Source organism: Clostridium sp. D33t1_170424_F3 (genome assembly GCF_015667585.1).
Classification (GTDB): domain Bacteria; phylum Bacillota; class Clostridia; order Oscillospirales; family Acutalibacteraceae; genus Anaeromassilibacillus.
Genome location: NZ_JADPEG010000001.1, coordinates 77,406 through 95,072, shown reverse-complemented (window position 1 = coordinate 95,072; position 17,667 = coordinate 77,406). Strand labels below are relative to the sequence as shown.

At 51.6% G+C, this 17,667-nt stretch carries 18 protein-coding genes and 2 riboswitches; of the genes, 17 read left to right on the top strand and 1 reads right to left on the bottom strand.

Annotation, left to right across the window (positions count from 1 at the left end):
* The first annotated feature begins 2 nt into the window (after positions 1-2).
* Complete coding sequence (locus I4V53_RS00420; RefSeq protein ID WP_195983466.1) at positions 3-401, top strand: Mini-ribonuclease 3; 399 nt, start codon at positions 3-5, stop codon at positions 399-401.
* 30 nt (positions 402-431) lie between these two features.
* Positions 432-1,370, top strand: a complete 939-nt coding sequence (locus I4V53_RS00415) for a YitT family protein (protein WP_286166966.1) — start codon at positions 432-434, stop codon at positions 1,368-1,370.
* Between the two features lie 157 nt (positions 1,371-1,527).
* Here I4V53_RS00415 and I4V53_RS00410 read toward each other — a convergent pair whose 3' ends face one another.
* Positions 1,528-1,779, bottom strand: a complete 252-nt coding sequence (locus I4V53_RS00410; RefSeq protein ID WP_195983465.1) for a hypothetical protein — start codon at positions 1,777-1,779, stop codon at positions 1,528-1,530.
* Between the two features lie 76 nt (positions 1,780-1,855).
* Between I4V53_RS00410 and I4V53_RS00405 the strand changes: the two genes are divergently transcribed.
* The 15 genes from I4V53_RS00405 to I4V53_RS00335 all read left to right on the top strand — a co-directional run bounded on the left by I4V53_RS00405 (position 1,856) and on the right by I4V53_RS00335 (position 17,614).
* Positions 1,856-3,193: an RsmB/NOP family class I SAM-dependent RNA methyltransferase gene (locus I4V53_RS00405; protein ID WP_286166965.1), complete on the top strand. Its 1,338-nt coding sequence runs from the start codon at positions 1,856-1,858 to the stop codon at positions 3,191-3,193.
* Between the two features lie 104 nt (positions 3,194-3,297).
* Positions 3,298-4,368, top strand: coding sequence for a branched-chain amino acid aminotransferase (locus I4V53_RS00400; protein WP_195983463.1), 1,071 nt, complete (start codon positions 3,298-3,300; stop codon positions 4,366-4,368).
* A gap of 67 nt (positions 4,369-4,435) precedes the next feature.
* On the top strand, positions 4,436-5,341 hold the full coding sequence (locus tag I4V53_RS00395; RefSeq protein ID WP_195983462.1) for an RluA family pseudouridine synthase: 906 nt from the start codon (positions 4,436-4,438) through the stop codon (positions 5,339-5,341).
* A 113-nt stretch (positions 5,342-5,454) separates the two neighbouring features.
* The gene (locus I4V53_RS00390) at positions 5,455-6,240 is read left to right on the top strand and encodes a transporter substrate-binding domain-containing protein (protein ID WP_195983461.1); all 786 of its coding nucleotides are present in this window, start codon (positions 5,455-5,457) and stop codon (positions 6,238-6,240) included.
* 73 nt (positions 6,241-6,313) lie between these two features.
* On the top strand, positions 6,314-7,039 hold the full coding sequence (locus I4V53_RS00385; RefSeq protein WP_195983460.1) for an amino acid ABC transporter permease: 726 nt from the start codon (positions 6,314-6,316) through the stop codon (positions 7,037-7,039).
* A complete protein-coding gene (locus tag I4V53_RS00380; protein ID WP_195983459.1) occupies positions 7,026-7,760 on the top strand; it encodes an amino acid ABC transporter ATP-binding protein in 735 nt (244 codons plus the stop codon). The genes I4V53_RS00385 and I4V53_RS00380 overlap by 14 nt, the downstream gene beginning before the upstream one ends.
* An 82-nt stretch (positions 7,761-7,842) precedes the next feature.
* A complete protein-coding gene (locus I4V53_RS00375) occupies positions 7,843-8,727 on the top strand; it encodes a zinc dependent phospholipase C family protein (RefSeq protein WP_195983458.1) in 885 nt (294 codons plus the stop codon).
* A gap of 20 nt (positions 8,728-8,747) precedes the next feature.
* Entirely contained in the window at positions 8,748-9,206 is a 459-nt protein-coding gene (locus I4V53_RS00370) for an S-ribosylhomocysteine lyase (RefSeq protein ID WP_195983457.1), read from the top strand.
* A gap of 253 nt (positions 9,207-9,459) precedes the next feature.
* Entirely contained in the window at positions 9,460-10,740 is a 1,281-nt protein-coding gene (locus I4V53_RS00365; protein ID WP_195983456.1) for a CapA family protein, read from the top strand.
* A gap of 39 nt (positions 10,741-10,779) precedes the next feature.
* Positions 10,780-10,909: riboswitch (FMN riboswitch) on the top strand.
* A 79-nt stretch (positions 10,910-10,988) separates the two neighbouring features.
* On the top strand, positions 10,989-11,558 hold the full coding sequence (locus tag I4V53_RS00360; RefSeq protein WP_195983455.1) for an ECF transporter S component: 570 nt from the start codon (positions 10,989-10,991) through the stop codon (positions 11,556-11,558).
* A gap of 107 nt (positions 11,559-11,665) precedes the next feature.
* Positions 11,666-11,764, top strand: a riboswitch (SAM riboswitch).
* Positions 11,765-11,865: 101 nt separating this feature from the next.
* The gene (gene metK / locus I4V53_RS00355; RefSeq protein ID WP_195983454.1) at positions 11,866-13,050 is read left to right on the top strand and encodes a methionine adenosyltransferase; all 1,185 of its coding nucleotides are present in this window, start codon (positions 11,866-11,868) and stop codon (positions 13,048-13,050) included.
* A gap of 66 nt (positions 13,051-13,116) precedes the next feature.
* Positions 13,117-13,470 carry a hypothetical protein gene (locus I4V53_RS00350; RefSeq protein WP_195983453.1) on the top strand — a complete coding sequence of 118 codons (354 nt, stop codon included), beginning with the start codon at positions 13,117-13,119 and terminating at the stop codon, positions 13,468-13,470.
* Positions 13,471-13,559: 89 nt separating this feature from the next.
* Entirely contained in the window at positions 13,560-15,791 is a 2,232-nt protein-coding gene (gene recD2, locus I4V53_RS00345; protein ID WP_195983452.1) for an SF1B family DNA helicase RecD2, read from the top strand.
* Positions 15,788-16,480: a ComF family protein gene (locus I4V53_RS14105; protein WP_195983451.1), complete on the top strand. Its 693-nt coding sequence runs from the start codon at positions 15,788-15,790 to the stop codon at positions 16,478-16,480. The genes recD2 and I4V53_RS14105 overlap by 4 nt, the downstream gene beginning before the upstream one ends.
* Positions 16,481-16,588: 108 nt before the next feature.
* The gene (locus tag I4V53_RS00335; RefSeq protein ID WP_195983450.1) at positions 16,589-17,614 is read left to right on the top strand and encodes a rod shape-determining protein; all 1,026 of its coding nucleotides are present in this window, start codon (positions 16,589-16,591) and stop codon (positions 17,612-17,614) included.
* The last annotated feature ends 53 nt before the right edge of the window (positions 17,615-17,667 follow it).

Genomic DNA, 17,667 nt, shown 5'->3' with positions numbered 1-17,667 from the left:
CTTTGGGACGGTTATTTAATGCGGACTGCAATCCAAAACTGCTCAGCCCGCTGACGCTGGCTTTTATCGGCGACGGCGTGTTTGAGTTGTTCGTGCGGGAACGCTTGGTTTGCAAGGGGAACTGCCCGGTCAACAAGCTTCATAAAAACACGGTCGCACAGGTATGCTGCGGTGCGCAGGCGCTGGCAGCGCAGAAGCTGCTGCCAATTTTAACGGAAGAAGAAGCGGCAGTGTATAACCGGGGCAGAAATGCACATGTTGGACATGTGCCTAAAAATGCGCAGATTGCGGATTATCATGCGGCCACAGCCTTTGAGGCGCTGTTTGGCTATGTGTATTTGACGGGTAATATCGAGCGGCTGCGGGAGCTTTTTCAGTTAGTATGTGAAGCGAACGCATAGTCGATCCATTCTTCATTGGAGGTGTTGCGTTTGCTGCGGAAACTGACCAGAAAACGGACGGAAGAGCTGGCGAAGGACTTGCTTTTCTTCCTTGCAGGCAGCTTGGTATATTCTGTGTCGGTAAAGATGTTTACCGCACCGAATCATATTGCGTCCGGCGGCGTCACCGGCGTGTCGATCGTGTTGAACTACCTGTTTGGAACCCCGATCGGTACGATGGCTTTTATCATCAATATTCCAATTTTTATCTGGGCAATTATCGAGATTGGCTACAAGCTGGTGGCAAAAACATTTGTCGCCACATTGCTTTCATCACTGGCAATCGATATGCTGGGGGTTATTATCCCTCCCTATGAAGGAAACCCTATGCTGGCCGCGATTTTTGGAGGCGTACTGGAGGGAGTCGGCCTGTCATTGGTTTTTATGCGCGGCGGTACTACCGGCGGCACGGATATGGTTGCGCGGCTCTTAGGGCGGCATTTCCGCCATCTATCCATGGGGAAGCTTATGCTGGGTGTAGATTTCCTGGTCATCGTGTTCTCCGGGTTTGCATTCCGCAGCATGGAAAGCGCGCTCTACGCGATGCTGACTATTTTTGTTTCTACCCGTTTGATCGATTCTATCCTGTATGGTACGGACATGGGGAACGGCAAGGTCCTGTTTATCATGTCCGAGAAAAACAAGGAGATTGCCCAGACAATCTTGCGGGATCTCGACCGCGGCGTGACAGCTCTGAAGTCCCGCGGCGTCTACAGCGGACGAGAGGGAGAGGTTCTGTTATGCGCGGTCCGGCGGTATGAGGTATGTAAAGTGAACGACATTGTGCATTCCGCAGACCCCAACGCATTTATTATTGTGGGAGAAGCAGGAGAAATTACCGGCGAGGGCTTCCGGGAAGTAAAGCCGGAGGATAAACCGTTGAAGGAGATTTTGGCAGAGGGGAAAAAACATTTGTCCGGTAAAAAATAGTTAAGTTTTTCCATTATCTGAGGTCTTTTCTGCTGATTTGGTGAAAAAGGTTTTTTATGTTCAGAGTAGGAAAATCTGGTGATTTTCTTGATGCAATAAAAAAACAGGCGGCCTTGTCAGACAAAGCCGCCTGTTTTGTGCACATCAGTAAGAATACTTAGTTCTGGCTGTTTGTGCTGTTCTTGTTGCTGCACTGATTTTTGCAGTTCTGGCTGTTAGAATTGTTAGAGCTATTCTGACTGTTAGAATTGCTGGAACGATTCTGGCTGTTAGAATTGTTGGAGCTATTCTGGCTGTTAGAATTGCTGGAACGATTCTGGCTGTTGGAATTATTGGTGCTGTTCTGGCTGTTGGAGTTGCTGGAACGGTTCTGGCTGTTGGAATTATTTGTGTTATTGTTATAACTCAATGTATTCACCCCCTTTGCAATTTTATTATTGCACATAGATTGTCCCGTTATTCGAAATACAAATGAAATTTTTAAAATGGAGGATTTCGCTTTGACAGCTTTACCACAAGCGTTTTTATCGAGGATGGAATCCTTTTTAGGAAAAGAATATGCATTGTTTTTAGCTTGTTACGGAAAATCGCATTTGCGTGGCGTACGTTTAAACCCATTGAAATGCGACGAGGCAACGCTGCTGCGCTCTTTGCCGTTTGCGGTTTTACCCACGCCGTTTTCCAGGCTTTCCTATTATGCGCCAGAGGGCGTGGACAAGCTGGGGGTACTGCCGATGCACCACGCAGGCGCTTTCTATTCGCAAGAGCCTTCCGCAGCTTCCGCAGTGACGGTTCTGGATCCTCTGCCGGGAGAACGCGTGCTGGATCTATGTGCGGCTCCAGGCGGGAAATCCACACAAATCGCCGCCCTGTTGATGGGAAAGGGGCTGTTGTGGAGCAATGAGATTATAAAAAGTCGGGCAAATGTCCTGCTATCCAATATTGAGCGGATGGGCGTGCGTAATGTGGCGGTTTCTTCGTGCCGCCCGGACGTGCTTTGCGAACGGCTTGCGGGGTTTTTTGACAAGGTTTTGGTGGATGCGCCCTGCTCTGGGGAGGGCATGTTCCGCCGGGATACACGCGCCGTTGAAGAGTGGAGTCCAGAGCATGTGGCTTCCTGCGCCGCCCGCCAGCTTGCCATTTTGAACAGTGCTTCACAGGCTTTAAAAGAGGGCGGGATTTTGGTTTATTCCACCTGTACATTTTCGCAGGAGGAGAACGAAGACGTTGTCACCGCCTTTTTACAGCAAAATCGTGATTTTGAACTGCTGGATTGCGGTGCCTCCTTTGGAAGGCCCGGCACGCTTCCGCAAACGCGGCGGATTTTTCCCATGGATGGCGGAGAGGGGCACTTTGTCGCCCGTCTGCGTCGGTTGTCTGCAAACGATTGTGCACCTCCTGGCTACTTGTATCAAAAAGAATCAAAAGATGCGTTGGAGTGCAGCAAATGGATTTTTAAAAAACCGCCGGAGGGAATTGTTCAGCAGATCAACGCCAACTTGCTCCTGATGCCGGAAGGACTGCCCTGTACGGAAGGGCTGAATGTGCTCCGGGCCGGCGTTTTGCTGGGAGAAAAGAAACAGCGGGTGGAACCGGCACACGCGGCGTTTATGGCGGCAAAGCCGGCTGAACTTGTATCTGTACTGTCGTTTCCGCATGATTCCAAAGAAGCCGCCGCCTTTTTGCACGGGGAAGAGCTGGAGGCGCCGGAGTCCTGTAAAGGTTATACCGGGGTGGCAATCGACGGTGTTTTGACCGGTTTTGGCAAATGCTCAAACGGCCGACTGAAAAATCGCTATCCCAAAGGATTGCGGAACCATTAAGGGAAGTTTGTCGAAGTTTGCAGTCACTTTAGAAGGGTAACAGCTTGAAATGGGAAATAAATGATGATACAATAGACGGGAATAATCAGAAAGAGGGCTTTCAAATGCAGGAAATCAGAGTAGAACAAACGAAGAACCCCAAACAGAAACCGGCTCCGGGAGCGCCGCTGCCGTTCGGCACCATGTTTACCGACCACATGTTCCTGATGAATTACGACGAGGGCCAGGGATGGCACGATCCGCGCATCGTTCCGTATGGTCCGATTGAGATGGAACCGGCGGCAATGTGTTTGCATTATGGCCAATCCGTTTTTGAGGGCATGAAGGCTTACCGTGCGCAGGACGGCCGCATTTTGCTGTTCCGCCCGGATAAAAATATGGCTCGTCTGAACACCTCCAACGACCGTCTGTGCATCCCGCTGATCGACGAAGAACTTGCGGAACAGGCAATTGAAAAGCTTGTCTCTGTGGAAAAGGATTGGGTTCCTGCGGAAGAGGGCACCTCTCTGTACATCCGTCCGTTTATCATCGGCGTCGATCCGCACATCGGCGTGCACCCGGCGCAGCATCTGCTGTTTATGGTCATCTGCTGCCCGGTTGGCGCGTATTATCCGGAAGGACTCGATCCGGTTAAAATTTACGTAGAGAAGAATTATGTGCGCGCAGTGCGCGGCGGCATGGGCTACACGAAAACCGCGGGTAACTATGCGGCTTCCCTGAAAGCGCAGGATGAGGCGGAAAAGCAGGATTATACGCAGGTGCTTTGGCTGGACGGCGTAGAGCGCAAATATGTGGAAGAAGTCGGCACAATGAACGTATTCTTCATGATTGACGACGAAGTGGTCACACCGGAGTTGCAGGGCTCCATTCTGCCCGGAATCACCCGCATGTCCTGCATTGAATTGCTGCAGTCCTGGGGTGTTAAGGTAACGGAACGCCGTATTTCCATCGATGAGATCGCAGCGGCCGCTAAAGATGGACGGTTGAAGGAAGCGTTCGGCACCGGTACGGCGGCGGTCGTCTCTCCGATCGGCCATCTGAAATGGGGCGACGACATTATGAACATCAACAACGGAGAAATCGGCGCACTGTCTCAGCGTCTCTATGACACGCTGACCGGTATCCAGTGGGGCAAGATCCCGGATACGTTCGGCTGGACGGTCGAAGTAAAATAAGTCGCTGAATGGATGCGGCTGCGTACACAAGACTTTGCGCAGCCGCCCTTTTTATGCGGTGAAACAAATGAGAGAATTACAGTTTACCGTTCCGGAAGGATACAACGGCGTTCGTCTAAAGGGTTTTTTGCGCGGATATTGCAGCGTTTCAGCGCGGCTTTTAACAGCGCTGAAAAAGGAGCCGCATGGGATTACAGTCAATGACACGCGTGCAACTGTGCTGGAAACACTGCATATGGGAGACGTCGTAAAGCTCCGGCTTCCGGAGGACAGGAAGGAACTGCCGCCGGCAGAAATTCCGCTTCGGCTTCTATATGAGGACGCAGATCTCCTGGTTGTGGATAAACCTGCCGGTATGCCGGTTCATCCGTCGCCGGGGCACGATCGCGACAGTTTGGCCAATGCGGTTGCAGCTTATTTCCAGGGCAAAGGAGAACGGGTTTCGATCCGCCCGGTTTACCGGCTGGATAAGGACACGACCGGCGTAATGCTGTTGGCAAAGAACGCTTTTGCTGCGGCCCGGCTGGCGAAGGGTGTGCATAAAGTGTACTTTGCCGTCTGTGAGGGTGTTTTACATGGCAATGCAACAGAGATCGGGCCTATCGGCCTGTGTCCAGGACATTCCATCCAGCGCGCCATCGTTCCGGACGGAGTACCGGCTATGACGCACTGGAAAGCCATTTCAAACAGTGAAACACACACGCTTTTAAAGGTGCGGATTGAAACAGGCCGTACACATCAGATCCGTGTCCATATGGCGCACCTGCAGCATCCGCTCGCAGGGGATGATATGTATGGGGGCAGTCTGGAGCGCATTCAGCGCCAGGCGCTTCACTGTGGGGAAATAGCTTTTTGTCACCCGGTCACCGGTGAGAAGTATCGCCTTTTTGCACCGCTTCCGGAGGACATGAGGCGGTTGCTTGTCGATTTTTGTCCGCAGGATGCACAAGCGTTTTTCGGTAAATCAATTTAAATTGGAAGCTTTCATAAACTTTATTGTATTGTATAAATATACTTGAATTTTGTATATTCATACGGTACAATACAGATATTGCATCGTGAAATATAATGATGGGGGTAAGAATCATGAAAAAAATGAAGAAACTCGTGGCCTTTTTGTTGGTGGCCGCAATGATGGTCCCAATGGCAGCCTGCGGCAACAAAGTCAAATCCGTTGGCGACATCCAGAAATCCGGCAAGCTGGTCATGGCGACCAACGCGGAGTTTGAACCGTTTGAGTTTAAGGACGGCGACGCTGTTGTTGGCATCGACGTTGAAATTTCCCAGAAGATAGCGGACCGTCTCGGCGTGGAGCTGGAAATCAGCGACATCGCGTTTGACACGCTGATCACAGCGCTTCAGTCCGGCAAGGCAGATATTGTTGCCGCGGGTATGACGGCGGATGAGGACAGAAGAAAGAACGTTGACTTCTCCAGTCCGTATTTCAATGCTTCTCAGGCAATTATTGTCATGAATGACAGCGGCATTGTTTCCCGTGGTGATCTCAACGGCAAGAAAGTGGGCGTACAGCTGGGCACAACAGGCGATAAGTATTGCACCAACGAAGACGGTGCGAACGACATCGAGGTAGCGGAGGTTAAGCGTTACAGCAAGGGCATGGAAGCGGTTTCCGACTTGATCGCGGGCCGTATCGACGCGGTTGTCATCGACGACTTCCCGGCCAAGAAGCTGGTGGAGAAAAACGCCGATAAAATTCAGAAGCTGGATGAATCTCTGACGGAAGAGGAATATGCGATTGCAATGCCCAAGGGCAGTGCGGATCTGCAGAAGGAAATCAACGCTGTTATCAGCGAGATGAAGGAAAGCGGCGAACTGGACGAGATCGTCAGTAAATACATCGCTGAAGAATAATACGGAACGATAAACAGAGAGCAGGAGGGCTTTTGCGCCTTCCTGCCTGTTTCTATATCACGGGGAGGCTTGCATGAATACGCTTTTTGCATCGGTTCCGCTGTCCTTTTTCTCGGACCTGGGGCAGCAGTTTTACGACGACTTTATCCTGAAGGACCGCTACCAGTACATCATCCGCGGTTTGGGCAATACCGTTTTGCTGACGCTGGTCGCAGTAGTGATCGGCGTTGTGCTGGGAACAGTGGTCGCGTTGGTTCGCATCACACACCAGAATAATCCTAAGAAGCTGCGCGTTTTAAATGGGATTTGCGGGCTGTACCTGACCGTCATCCGCGGCACGCCTGTCGTCGTACAGTTGATGATTATGGTGTACCTGATTCTTTCCAGCGGCGAGACGCTGCTGGTGGCGATGCTGGCGTTCGGTATCAACTCGGGCGCATATGTTGCGGAGGTAATCCGCAGCGGTATCCAGTCGGTGGATCGCGGGCAGATTGAGGCGGGCCGCTCGCTTGGCCTGAGCAACCGCACCACAATGATTAAGATTGTTTTTCCACAGGCGCTGAAAAATGTCGCACCTGCCATTTTTAACGAGTTTATTGCTCTTTTAAAAGAAACATCCATCGCCGGTTATGTCGGCGTGCAGGATCTGACCAAGGGCGGAGACATTATTCGCAGTATTACATATGACGCGTTCCTGCCGCTGTTCCTGGTAGCGGGCATTTATCTGGTTCTGGTAATTCTGTTGACTTCCTGCCTGTCCGGCTTGGAAAGGAGGCTGCGCAAGAGTGATAAGCGTTAAGAATCTGGAGAAAACCTTCCATACCGAGGGAGGAGATATTCTGGTCCTCAAGGGAATCAACCAGGAGATTCAGAAGGGCGAAAAGGTCGTTGTGGTTGGCCCCTCAGGTTCCGGAAAAAGTACGTTTCTGCGCTGCCTGAATTTGTTGGAGATGCCGACCGGCGGCGAGGTCTGGTTTGAAGGAAGACAGATCAACGCGCCTGCCTGCAACGTGGACCAGCTCCGCCGGAAGATGGGAATGGTATTCCAGCATTTCAATTTGTTTCCGCATCTCACGGTGCAGCAGAACATTACTCTGGCCCCGATCACGTTGAAGCTCAAGACGCAAAAAGAGGCGGATGAAAAAGCCATTCAGCTTCTAAACCGGATTGGACTGGCGGATAAGGCGCAGGCGTATCCGGCGCAGCTTTCCGGCGGCCAGAAGCAGCGCATTGCCATTGTGCGCGCGCTGGCGATGGAACCGGACGTGATGCTCTTTGATGAGCCGACCAGCGCGTTGGATCCCGAAATGGTCGGAGAAGTTCTGCAGGTGATGAAGGAACTGGCCAACGAGGGGATGACCATGGTGGTTGTCACGCACGAAATGAATTTTGCGCGCGAGGTTGCCACCCGCATCTTGTTCATGGACGATGGACAGGTTCTGGAAGAAGCCAAGCCGGCCGAATTTTTTGACAATCCCAAAAACCCGCGCCTGAGAGACTTTTTGTCCAAGGTGCTTTAAAACGAAATACTGCTGTGTTAAAATAAGAGATACGCAAGTATCTCTTATTTTTTGCCCAATGGTATCGAAGGAGTGGAACCGTATGCCAGCTGCAATTACGCATTACTACCATGCGAAACGGGCTTTGGAAGAAGCCAAACCAAAGCAGGAGATACCGGAAGACGCCTTTTTGTGGGGAGCGCAGGGACCGGATTTTCTGTTCTGCCACAGGGGACTGCTCTGGAAGAAAGGGGACTCCTTGGCGGAGTACGGCGAAAAGCTGCATCAGGAGCCGCCTGCCCATATTTTTACCTGTTTGCAGGAGTATTGCAAACTACATCATGACGCGGCTATTGCCGCTTATTGCATGGGGTTTCTTTGCCATTATGCGGCAGATTGTATATGCCATCCCTTCATTTACTGTCAAGCGGAACGGCTGCTTAAAATAGAACCGGGACAGGATCTGGAAATTGCCCACCATCAGGTGGAATCGGCGCTGGACAGTATTATTCTGCGCTATGAGGCGGCTTCCCTGCCAATGGAATTTAATCTGAAAAAAGCATTGCCTAAGAATCCGTCCGTACAGCGAAAAATTGCGGAGCTTTATGCGTTTTTGCTGGAAAGACTCTACGGGATTTCCGGCAAGGAATCCCTTTTGATTCAGGCTGCCGACGACGCCAGAGCTGTCTTTGGCTGGCTGAACGACAGGACAAGCTTAAAAAAGTCGCTGGTGGAGCGCTGGGAAAGAAGGCACGGTGGGAAACATACCTATTCCTGTCATATGCGGCCGGTCAGTGAAGGGGATACCTTTGACTATGCGAATGTGCTGCTTCAGGATTGGAGCTGGCCGCAGCACAGCGAAGCGGTCCGTAAGGAAAGCTTTTTTGATTTGTACGAACAGTCGGTGCTGGATGCGCAAAAGCTGATCGCCGACTTTCTGGCAGGTGCCGACCCGATAGTAATGACGGAAAATATACCGTTTGAATAAGAAACGAGGAGTGAATCATCATGGATCGAATTGCAAGCTTTTGCATTGATCACGACAAACTGGTACCTGGGATTTATGTTTCCCGAATCGATGGGGACATCGTGACGTACGATATTCGGATGCGACGCCCCAATGTGCCGCCATTTTTGGAGAACGCGGCACTGCACACGTTGGAACACCTCTTTGCAACCTTTGCGCGCAATTCCCAGTGGAAAGACCATGTTATTTATTTTGGGCCGATGGGCTGCCGCACCGGCTGTTATTTTTTGGTTCGAGACATGAAAGAATCGGACGTGATCCTGCTGATCCAGCAGGTGTTTCAGCAAATTGCGGATTTTGAAGGGGTAGTTCCCGGAACTACTGCCGTAGAGTGCGGCAATTATCTGGAACATGACCTTGCCGGCGCCAAAAAAGAAGCGCAGGAATTCCTGCCCGTGATTGCCGGTTGGACGGAAGAAAACTTAAAGTATCCGTGCTGAGCGAGATGGCTATATTGTAATGCGCTTTTTTGAAAATGTTGACAGAATAAGAGTCATTCCCTCCGTCTCCGGCGGAGGGAATGACTCTTATTTAGCTGATTTTTGTGTTTTCTGCCAATTGTGAGACAGCTCGCTTTTAAATATGTAAAGGAAACGGCATTTTTACAGTTCTGTTACTAATATAGAAAAAAAGAATGTTTTATAGTATACTAAAAATAATTTACTTAGGATAAAGAGATTAAACGAGGGATCCATGATGAAAAAAGCAAGAAGATACAAAAAAGTCCCGATGAAAAAACGGGTACCTTCCATTTTACTGCATGTTTTTGTTGCGGGGCTGGCGCTGCTTTTCTGTGCACTGTCCGTTTATTCTTTGGCTGGAACTCTGCAGGTTCGGAACACTGACGAGGCGCCCAGCAGCTCTCTAACAGAATCCTCAGAGGCCGCTTCCTCCGTACCGGAGGCAATCTCATCCTCGCCGCCAGAAAAAGTCCCGCCGGCCACTATTACGATTTTGGGCGTGGGGGACAACCTGATTCACGACGGGATTTATAAACAGGCGGCAAAACGGACAGGGGGAAAGGGGTATGATTTTTCCCCGGTGTACCAGCACGTGGCCCCGTACATACAAGAAGCGGATATTGCTGTCATCAATCAGGAAACGCCGCTGGCCGGTGACATTTTGACTCCCTCCGGTTATCCCCGCTTTAATTCGCCGACCGAAGTGGGAGACGAGTTGATTAAAATTGGCTTTGATGTGATCAACCACGCGAACAATCATATACTGGATAAAGGGGAACAAGGCGTCAAAGCGACACTGGACTATTGGAACTCCAAAAGCATTCCAGTGGTCGGCGCCTACCAAAGCGACGCGGATATGGAAAATATCCGGTTGGTGGAGGTGAACGGCATTAAGACGGCGCACATTGGCGTAACTGAAATGACCAACGGCCTCCAGCTTCCGAAGGAGACCCCATACCATATCCTCTTGACGAGTGAAACAGAACTTCTGGAAAGCATGATAAAAAAAGCAAAATCTATGGCGGACGTCGTCGTTGTTTCCGTCCATTGGGGAAACGAATATACGCATAAGCCGACCCAGAAGCAAACAGATCTGGCACAGCAAATGGTGGATTGGGGCGCCGATATCATTTTTGGCAACCACGCACATACGCTCCAACCGCTCACGGTTTTGAAGCGTGCGGACGGGACGGAGTGTCCGGTTGTTTATGCCCTGGGAAATTTCGTTTCCGCACAGGCGGACGGGCTGAACATGGTCGCAGGCATGCTGCGCGTCACGATGACCAAGGATTTTGAAACAGGGAAGACGGTATTTACCGATATGCACTTTGAGCCCATTGTAACACATTACGGCAAAAATTTTCAGAATATTACAATCTATCCGCTCTCCGTATATACGGAGGAGCTGGCTTCTTCCCATGGAGTAAAGGCAAATACGCCCAATTTCAGCCTTTCATACATTCAGAATATCGTAGACCACAATATCCCTAAAAAATATTTGACAAACGATTGACAGGAAAAATCGTGCATGTTATAATATTAACAATTTAAGAGCTGTCTTCGGGGCGGGGTGAGATTCCCCACCGGCGGTAATACGGCGTCAGCCGATGAGCCCGCGAGCGTAAGCTGATTTTGGTGAGATCCCAAAGCCGACGGTATAGTCCGGATGGAAGAAGAACCGCGCATTTTTGCGTATACTGCCCCGTGATGATTTGTCACGGGGCTTTTTTCGTAGACAGCCCAACAAAAGGAGAGGTTTCTATGAAAACAAACACCAAATCGCAAATTGTCCGTATGGCGCAGATGGGCATGTTAGCGGCCATTGCGCTGGTCCTCGTCACGGTGACGCAGTTTCCGCTCATTCCGGCGGCACCGTTTATGAAATATGATATGGCAGACGTCCCGATTCTGATGGGTACCTTGCTGTTCGGTACCATCCCGGGGTTGGTGATCCTGTTTGTCGTTTCCCTCGTGCAGGCGTTTCTGCTGGGCGGCGACGGTTGGGTGGGCCTCGTTATGCATGTTGTAGCTTCCGGCGTATTGGTGGTATTGGTCGGGCAGTTCTCGCGCTGGCATCATAAAACCGGTGAAACGATTCTGGGGATGGTACTGGGAACCCTGGGGATGACCGCCATGATGATCCCGATGAACTTGCTGCTGACCGGGTATTTCCAGGGCGTCCCGATGCAGGCAATCATAGATATGATCCTTCCGGTAATTATCCCGTTTAATCTGATCAAAGCGTCTCTGAACTGTGTGATCACGGGTGTTTTGTTTAAGGCGCTGCAGCCGTTTGTACGCCGGAATAAAAGTATGGTCGGGCAGCAGTAAGTGCAAAGCATCTGATTTTTTGTCGAATGGAATAGGAATATTTCCTACATTTGCACATTTACACGGATGATCGTTTATGTTATAGTAAATACCATCAACTGAATATGTCCTTATCAAGAGCGACGGAGGGAACAGGCCCTGTGATGTCCGGCAACCTGCTGTAACGGCAAGGTGCTAAATCCTGCGGGTAAACCGAAAGATGAGGTTGCTGATAAGCCGCTCGGTTTCCGGGCGGCTTTTTTAGATGCAGAAGTCAATTTAGGAACTCAGCTGGGACATATGGCAGAATATCAGGAGGTTTTATAGTATGGCAAAATATTTCTTTTCATCCGAATCGGTGACGGAAGGACATCCGGACAAGCTGTGCGACCAGATTTCCGATGCGGTTCTGGATGCAATTCTGGAGAAAGACCCAAAGGCGCATGTGGCCTGTGAGGTAACCGCCACCACGGGGATGCTGCACATTATGGGGGAAATTTCCACCGACTGTTACGTGGACATCGCGTCGATTGCGCGCGAGGTGGCGATCGATGTGGGATACAAAAGCAACCGTTATGGTTTTGACGGCAATACCTGCGGCGTAATCACGTCTATCGACGTGCAGTCTCCGGATATTGCAATGGGCGTTAATGCGTCCTATGAGGTGCAAAACGGTGAAGGGCAGGACGAGTTCGACCAGATCGGCGCGGGGGACCAGGGGATGATGTTTGGTTTTGCGTGCGATGAAACGCCGGAGCTGATGCCGCTGGCGATCTCATTGGCACACAAGGTCTGCAAGCGTCTGAGCGAAGTGCGGAAGAACGGCCAATTTCCGTACCTGCGTCCCGACGGCAAGGCTCAGGTGACGATCGAATACGAAGACGGCGCCCCAGTGCGCGTCGACACGGTTGTTCTTTCTACCCAGCACAGCCCGGACGTTTCTCTGGAAGTGATCCGTGCAGATGTGCTGGAACATGTGATTAAAAAAGCCATTCCGGAAAAATGGCTGGATGAGCGCACCAAGTATTATATTAACCCCACAGGGCGCTTTGTGGTAGGCGGACCGGCTGGCGATACGGGCTTGACCGGCAGGAAGATCATCGTGGACACGTACGGCGGCTATGGACGTCACGGCGGCGGCGCGTTCTCCGGCAAGGATCCGACCAAGGTGGACCGCTCCGGCGCTTATGCGGCGCGCTATGTGGCGAAAAATATCGTTGCGGCGGGCCTGGCGAAAAAGTGCGAGGTACAGCTGGCCTATGCGATCGGCGTAGCGCATCCGATCTCCATCGCAGTGGATACCTACGGAACGTCCGCTTATACCAGCGAGCAGCTGGAGAATGCGGTGCGCAAGGTATTCGATCTGCGTCCTGCGGCGATCATCCGCAATTTTGACCTCTGCAGGCCGATTTACCGGCAGATTGCCAACTATGGACAGATCGGCCGCGAAGAGCTGAACCTGCCCTGGGAACAGAGGGACAAGGTGGATGCGCTGAAAGCGGCGCTACAATAAGGTTTGTTTATAAATTTCATGCGCGGAAATCACCTTGCCACATAGAATGTGGTGAGGTGATTTTTTATGTGGGGACTGTTTTTCAAAGTTATATTGGTTCTGCTGGCGATTGTCGGCGTCATGGAGCTGTTCCGGTCCTTTTTCTTCTGGCTGCTCCGCACTAAGAACAGCGGAAAGATTTACTGGGTACTCTCCTTCAAAGGACATGATGAAGAAGCAGAAATCGCGCTGAAAAATGCAGTTGAAAAATTGCGGTGGTTCGGTGGAACACAGGAAAAAGAAGTTGTCTGCATTGACCGGGGAATGGATGAGGAAACAAAAGAAATTTGCACGATGATCTGTGAGGAAATCCCCGGCATGGAACTGTATCAGCCAGAAGAAGCTGCGGAGAGGATCGCACAAGAGTTTGCAAATACATAGAAAATCGATTATACTAAAGTTTTAGAGAACCTTATAAAAACATGGGGACGTATCAGGCAGGAGCCCGCTGCGCCGGAAGGATTTTGAGGATGCATAAAGAGACGCTTTTGGAGATGACCGGGTCGATCGACCGGATTGTCTTCCGAAATGAAAAGAATGGATATACCGTTTTGGAAATGAACAACGGGGAAGAGCTGGTCACCGTGGTGGGGACCATGCCGTGGGTCAGCGCAGGCGAAGAGCTGCGCGTGATCGGCAATTGGAGCAGCCATCCCACCTTTGGCACGCAGTTTAAGGTGGAGACGTTCGAGCGTTCCAAGCCGGCCACAGCGGCCGCCATGTTGAAATATCTGTCTTCCGGCGCAATCAAGGGCGTGGGGGCGGCAACTGCCGCCCGCATTGTCGATACCTTTGGGGACAACACGCTGCACATTTTGGAAAACGAACCGCAGCGCCTGTGTACGATCAAAGGAATTACAAAGTCCAAGGCCCTGAAAATCGGAGAGGAGTTTCAGCGCGCGCACGGTATCCGGGAAATGATGCTTTATTTCAGCAGTTATGGCATTACGCCGGAGGAGGCGGTGCGCATCTGGAAGCAGTTCGGCGCTCAGGCTGCGGACCGCGTGCAGGAAAACCCGTACTGCCTCTGCGAAGAAGGGTTAAATATTGAATTCAGCCGGGTGGACGACATTGCGGCGTCTATGGAGCGTCCGCAGGATGATCTGTGCCGCCTGCGCGCGGGGATTGTATTTGTTTTAAAACACAACGTCAATAATGGACATACCTGCCTGCCTGCGGAAAAGTTGATTACAGCGGCTTCCGGCATGCTGGGAGTGGAAGTTTCCCTGACGGAAGAGGCGCTGGAGCAGCTCAAGCAGGACGGCTCCGTGCTGTCTCAGCCGCTTAAGGGCAAGGAGTTTATTTTCATCCCGAAACTGCACCGTTCAGAGGTGTATATCGCGGGACGGATGCAGATGCTGCTATGCTATCCCGCGCCGCCGATTGTGGGAATCGACCAATATGTTTCCGCTATGGAACGGGAGTGCGGGATCCAATACGCCGCGCTGCAAAAGCTGGCAATCAAAGAGGCGCTGTCCAAGGGCATGCTGATTTTGACGGGCGGTCCCGGCACGGGTAAAACAACCACGCTGCACGCAATTATCCGGATTCTGGAAATGAAGGGTGAAAAGGTTTTGCTGGCGGCCCCCACGGGGCGCGCGGCAAAACGAATGGCGGATTTGACCGGAAAAGAAGCCAAGACACTGCACCGTTTGCTGCAGGTGGAGTGGGACGACAACGACGTCCCCGTCTTTTCCCGCAACGAGAAAAACGCGCTGGACTGCGACGTCCTGGTAATAGACGAGCTTTCCATGGTGGACGTCACGGTTTTTGAAGCGGTTTTGCGGGCTTTGCCGCTGGGCTGCCGTCTGATTCTGGTGGGGGACAGCGACCAGCTGCCGAGTGTGGGCCCCGGCAATATCCTGGGCGATTTGATCGCTTCCGAGCGGTTCCCGGTGGTGCGCCTGAATGAGATTTTCCGGCAGTCCATGGAGAGCCTGATCGTGACCAATGCGCATCGGATCGTATCCGGGGAGATGCCGGAGCTTCGCGTGCATTCCAGCGATTTCTTTTTCCTTCCGTTCAACGACGCGCAGGAGATTTCATCCACCATTGTGGACCTGTGCAACCGCCGTCTTCCCGCCAGCTACGGCTATTCCCCCATGACGGACATCCAGGTCCTGTGCCCGGGCAGGAAGGGAGAGCTGGGCACCAACGAGATGAACCGGCGGTTACAGGCGGTGCTGAATCCGCCGGATAAAAAGAAAAAAGAGGCGATGATCAACGGCGTCCTGTTCCGGGAGGGCGATAAGGTCATGCAGGTTAAGAACAATTACGATCTTACCTGGAACAAATCGGACGGAACCACGGGGGAGGGCGTATTCAATGGCGATATGGGAATTCTATATGATATTGACCGCAACGCTTCCGTACTCACGGTCCTGATGGACGACGACCGTCTGGTTTTATATGAGTTTGAGGCGGCGGCCGAACTGGAGCTGGCCTATGCGATGACGGTGCACAAAAGCCAGGGCAACGAGTTTCCGGCTGTGGTAATCCCCATGTTTTCCGGGCCGCCGCAGCTTTGTTACCGCAACCTGCTTTATACTGCCATTACGCGCGCCAAAACCCTGTTGGTATTGGTTGGCACGCAGAGAACGGTACAGGCAATGGTGGCAAATGCCCGGAAAACCAGACGGTATTCTGGGCTGCTTTCCTTCCTCACCGGTGAAGAGGAGCTGCAACAAGGGTTGATCCTGTGAAACACTTTAAAAATGCGAAGAAAACAGGACATGGGTCGTTCTTTTCCATGCTGCTCCATATGCTGTTTCCACCACACTGTGTGTTTTGTGACGAGGTGACGTATCCCGGCTGTCCGATCTGTGAAGCGTGTGCCAGGGAAGTCCAGCGCGTCCACAGGCTCAGCCGTTTGAATGAAAGCGCCGGCGGAAAGGCCATGTGGTGCGTGGCGCCGTATCTCTATGAGGGAAAAGTTCGGGAATCTATCCTGCGCTTTAAATTTTACGGATGCCGGGAGCATGCGCCGGTCTATGCAAAAGGAATCTGTGAGGAACTGGCGGAACAGAAGTTTTTGAGCCGGGTAGATGTGGTAACAGCGGTGCCGCTTTCCAAACGCCGCATGCGTGCGCGGGGCTACAACCAGTCCGCGCTGGTGGCAAAAGAGGCCGCACAGCTTTTGAAACTGCCATATCGGGTCATACTGGAAAAGTATAAAGAAAACAGGATTCAACACGAGCTGGACCGCCGGAACAGGGCGAAGAACGTCCGTGGTGTGTATCGGTTTCTGCCGGGCGAAGAAATAACGGGAAAGCGGATCCTTTTGATCGACGACATTATGACGACCGGAGCGACGTTGCAGGAATGTGCGGATGTTCTGCTGTGCCATGGAGCGGCGTCTGTCTTATGTGCGGTAATCGCCGTGGTGCAATAAGATGTTTGTTGAAAACTTTTTACGGATGCATTATAATAAAAGCCTACTCGTGTACAATAGTCAGTAGGGGTATAGAATATATGGGATTTTGATTGGAAGTGATTGTTAATGCTTGGAACAGACATTGCAATAGACCTGGGAACATCCACAACAAAAATCTATCTGGATGGAAAAGGGATTATTTTAAAAGAGCCCTCCGCAGTCGCGTTTAATGTGGAAACCGAAGAAGTGGTTGCCATTGGCAAAGAAGCTTATGCAATGGTGGGGCGTACCTCGGACCGCATCGATGTTGTGCAGCCGCTCTGTAACGGCGTCATTTCAAATTTTGACATGGCGCAATACCTGATCGGCCATTACATTAAAAAAATCAGCGGCAGCAAGGTGTTTATGCCACGCGTGGTGGTCAGCGTCCCTTCGCTGATTACAGAGGTGGAAAAGCGTGCGGTCGTGGATGTGATCAGTGCCGCAGGCGTGCGAAAAATCTGCCTGATCGAAGAACCGGTTGCGGCGGCGATGGGAGCGGGCGTGGATATTTCAACGCCGCACGGAACACTGATTGTGGATATTGGCGGCGGTACGACGGATATGGCGGTGCTTTCCCTCAGCGGTATTGCAATTTCCCGCTCCATCAAAACGGCTGGCAATACGTTTGATGAAGCAATCATAAAATATATCCGCAGGAAGTATAACCTGATTATTGGCAAACGCATGGCGGAGGAAGTAAAAATTGCGATTGGCTGCGTGTATCCGCGCAAGGAAATGGTTAAACACCGTGTCAAGGGCCGGAACGCAATGACGGGCCTGCCGCAGTGGGCGGACATTTCCTGCGACGAGATGCTGGAGGCGCTGATTGAGCCTGCCATGGCCATTATCCGGACGGTACAGGAAATGCTGGAGAAAACGCCGCCGGAACTGATGGGCGACGTCTACACGGACGGTATTATCCTGTCGGGCGGCTCTTCACAGCTCTACGGATTTGACCGTCTGATTTCCAAAAAGGCGAAGATGCCGGTCCACATTGCAGATGAGCCGGATATTTGCGTGGCGCTTGGGGCGGGAAAAGCAATCCCCTACATTGAAGATATAGAAAACAAAGCGTATGGTGTGTTAAACCCATTAAGCGCGGCCTATTAAATAGAGAAAAGAAAAACCGCCTGATCTACCGATCAGACGGTTTTTCTGATAGA

Excerpts from the sequence above, each read along its gene's own strand:
- I4V53_RS00395 (WP_195983462.1), top strand. The coding sequence starts at position 4,436 with ATGAGAGAATTACAGTTTACCGTTCCGGAAGGATACAACGGCGTTCGT.
- metK (WP_195983454.1), top strand. The coding sequence starts at position 11,866 with ATGGCAAAATATTTCTTTTCATCCGAATCGGTGACGGAAGGACATCCG.
- recD2 (WP_195983452.1), top strand. The coding sequence starts at position 13,560 with ATGCATAAAGAGACGCTTTTGGAGATGACCGGGTCGATCGACCGGATT.
- I4V53_RS00370 (WP_195983457.1), top strand. The coding sequence starts at position 8,748 with ATGGATCGAATTGCAAGCTTTTGCATTGATCACGACAAACTGGTACCT.
- I4V53_RS00385 (WP_195983460.1), top strand. The coding sequence starts at position 6,314 with ATGAATACGCTTTTTGCATCGGTTCCGCTGTCCTTTTTCTCGGACCTG.
- I4V53_RS00400 (WP_195983463.1), top strand. The coding sequence starts at position 3,298 with ATGCAGGAAATCAGAGTAGAACAAACGAAGAACCCCAAACAGAAACCG.
- I4V53_RS00335 (WP_195983450.1), top strand. The coding sequence starts at position 16,589 with ATGCTTGGAACAGACATTGCAATAGACCTGGGAACATCCACAACAAAA.
- I4V53_RS00365 (WP_195983456.1), top strand. The coding sequence starts at position 9,460 with ATGATGAAAAAAGCAAGAAGATACAAAAAAGTCCCGATGAAAAAACGG.
- I4V53_RS00375 (WP_195983458.1), top strand. The coding sequence starts at position 7,843 with ATGCCAGCTGCAATTACGCATTACTACCATGCGAAACGGGCTTTGGAA.
- I4V53_RS00390 (WP_195983461.1), top strand. The coding sequence starts at position 5,455 with ATGAAAAAAATGAAGAAACTCGTGGCCTTTTTGTTGGTGGCCGCAATG.
- I4V53_RS00360 (WP_195983455.1), top strand. The coding sequence starts at position 10,989 with ATGAAAACAAACACCAAATCGCAAATTGTCCGTATGGCGCAGATGGGC.
- I4V53_RS00405 (WP_286166965.1), top strand. The coding sequence starts at position 1,856 with ATGGAGGATTTCGCTTTGACAGCTTTACCACAAGCGTTTTTATCGAGG.
- I4V53_RS00350 (WP_195983453.1), top strand. The coding sequence starts at position 13,117 with ATGTGGGGACTGTTTTTCAAAGTTATATTGGTTCTGCTGGCGATTGTC.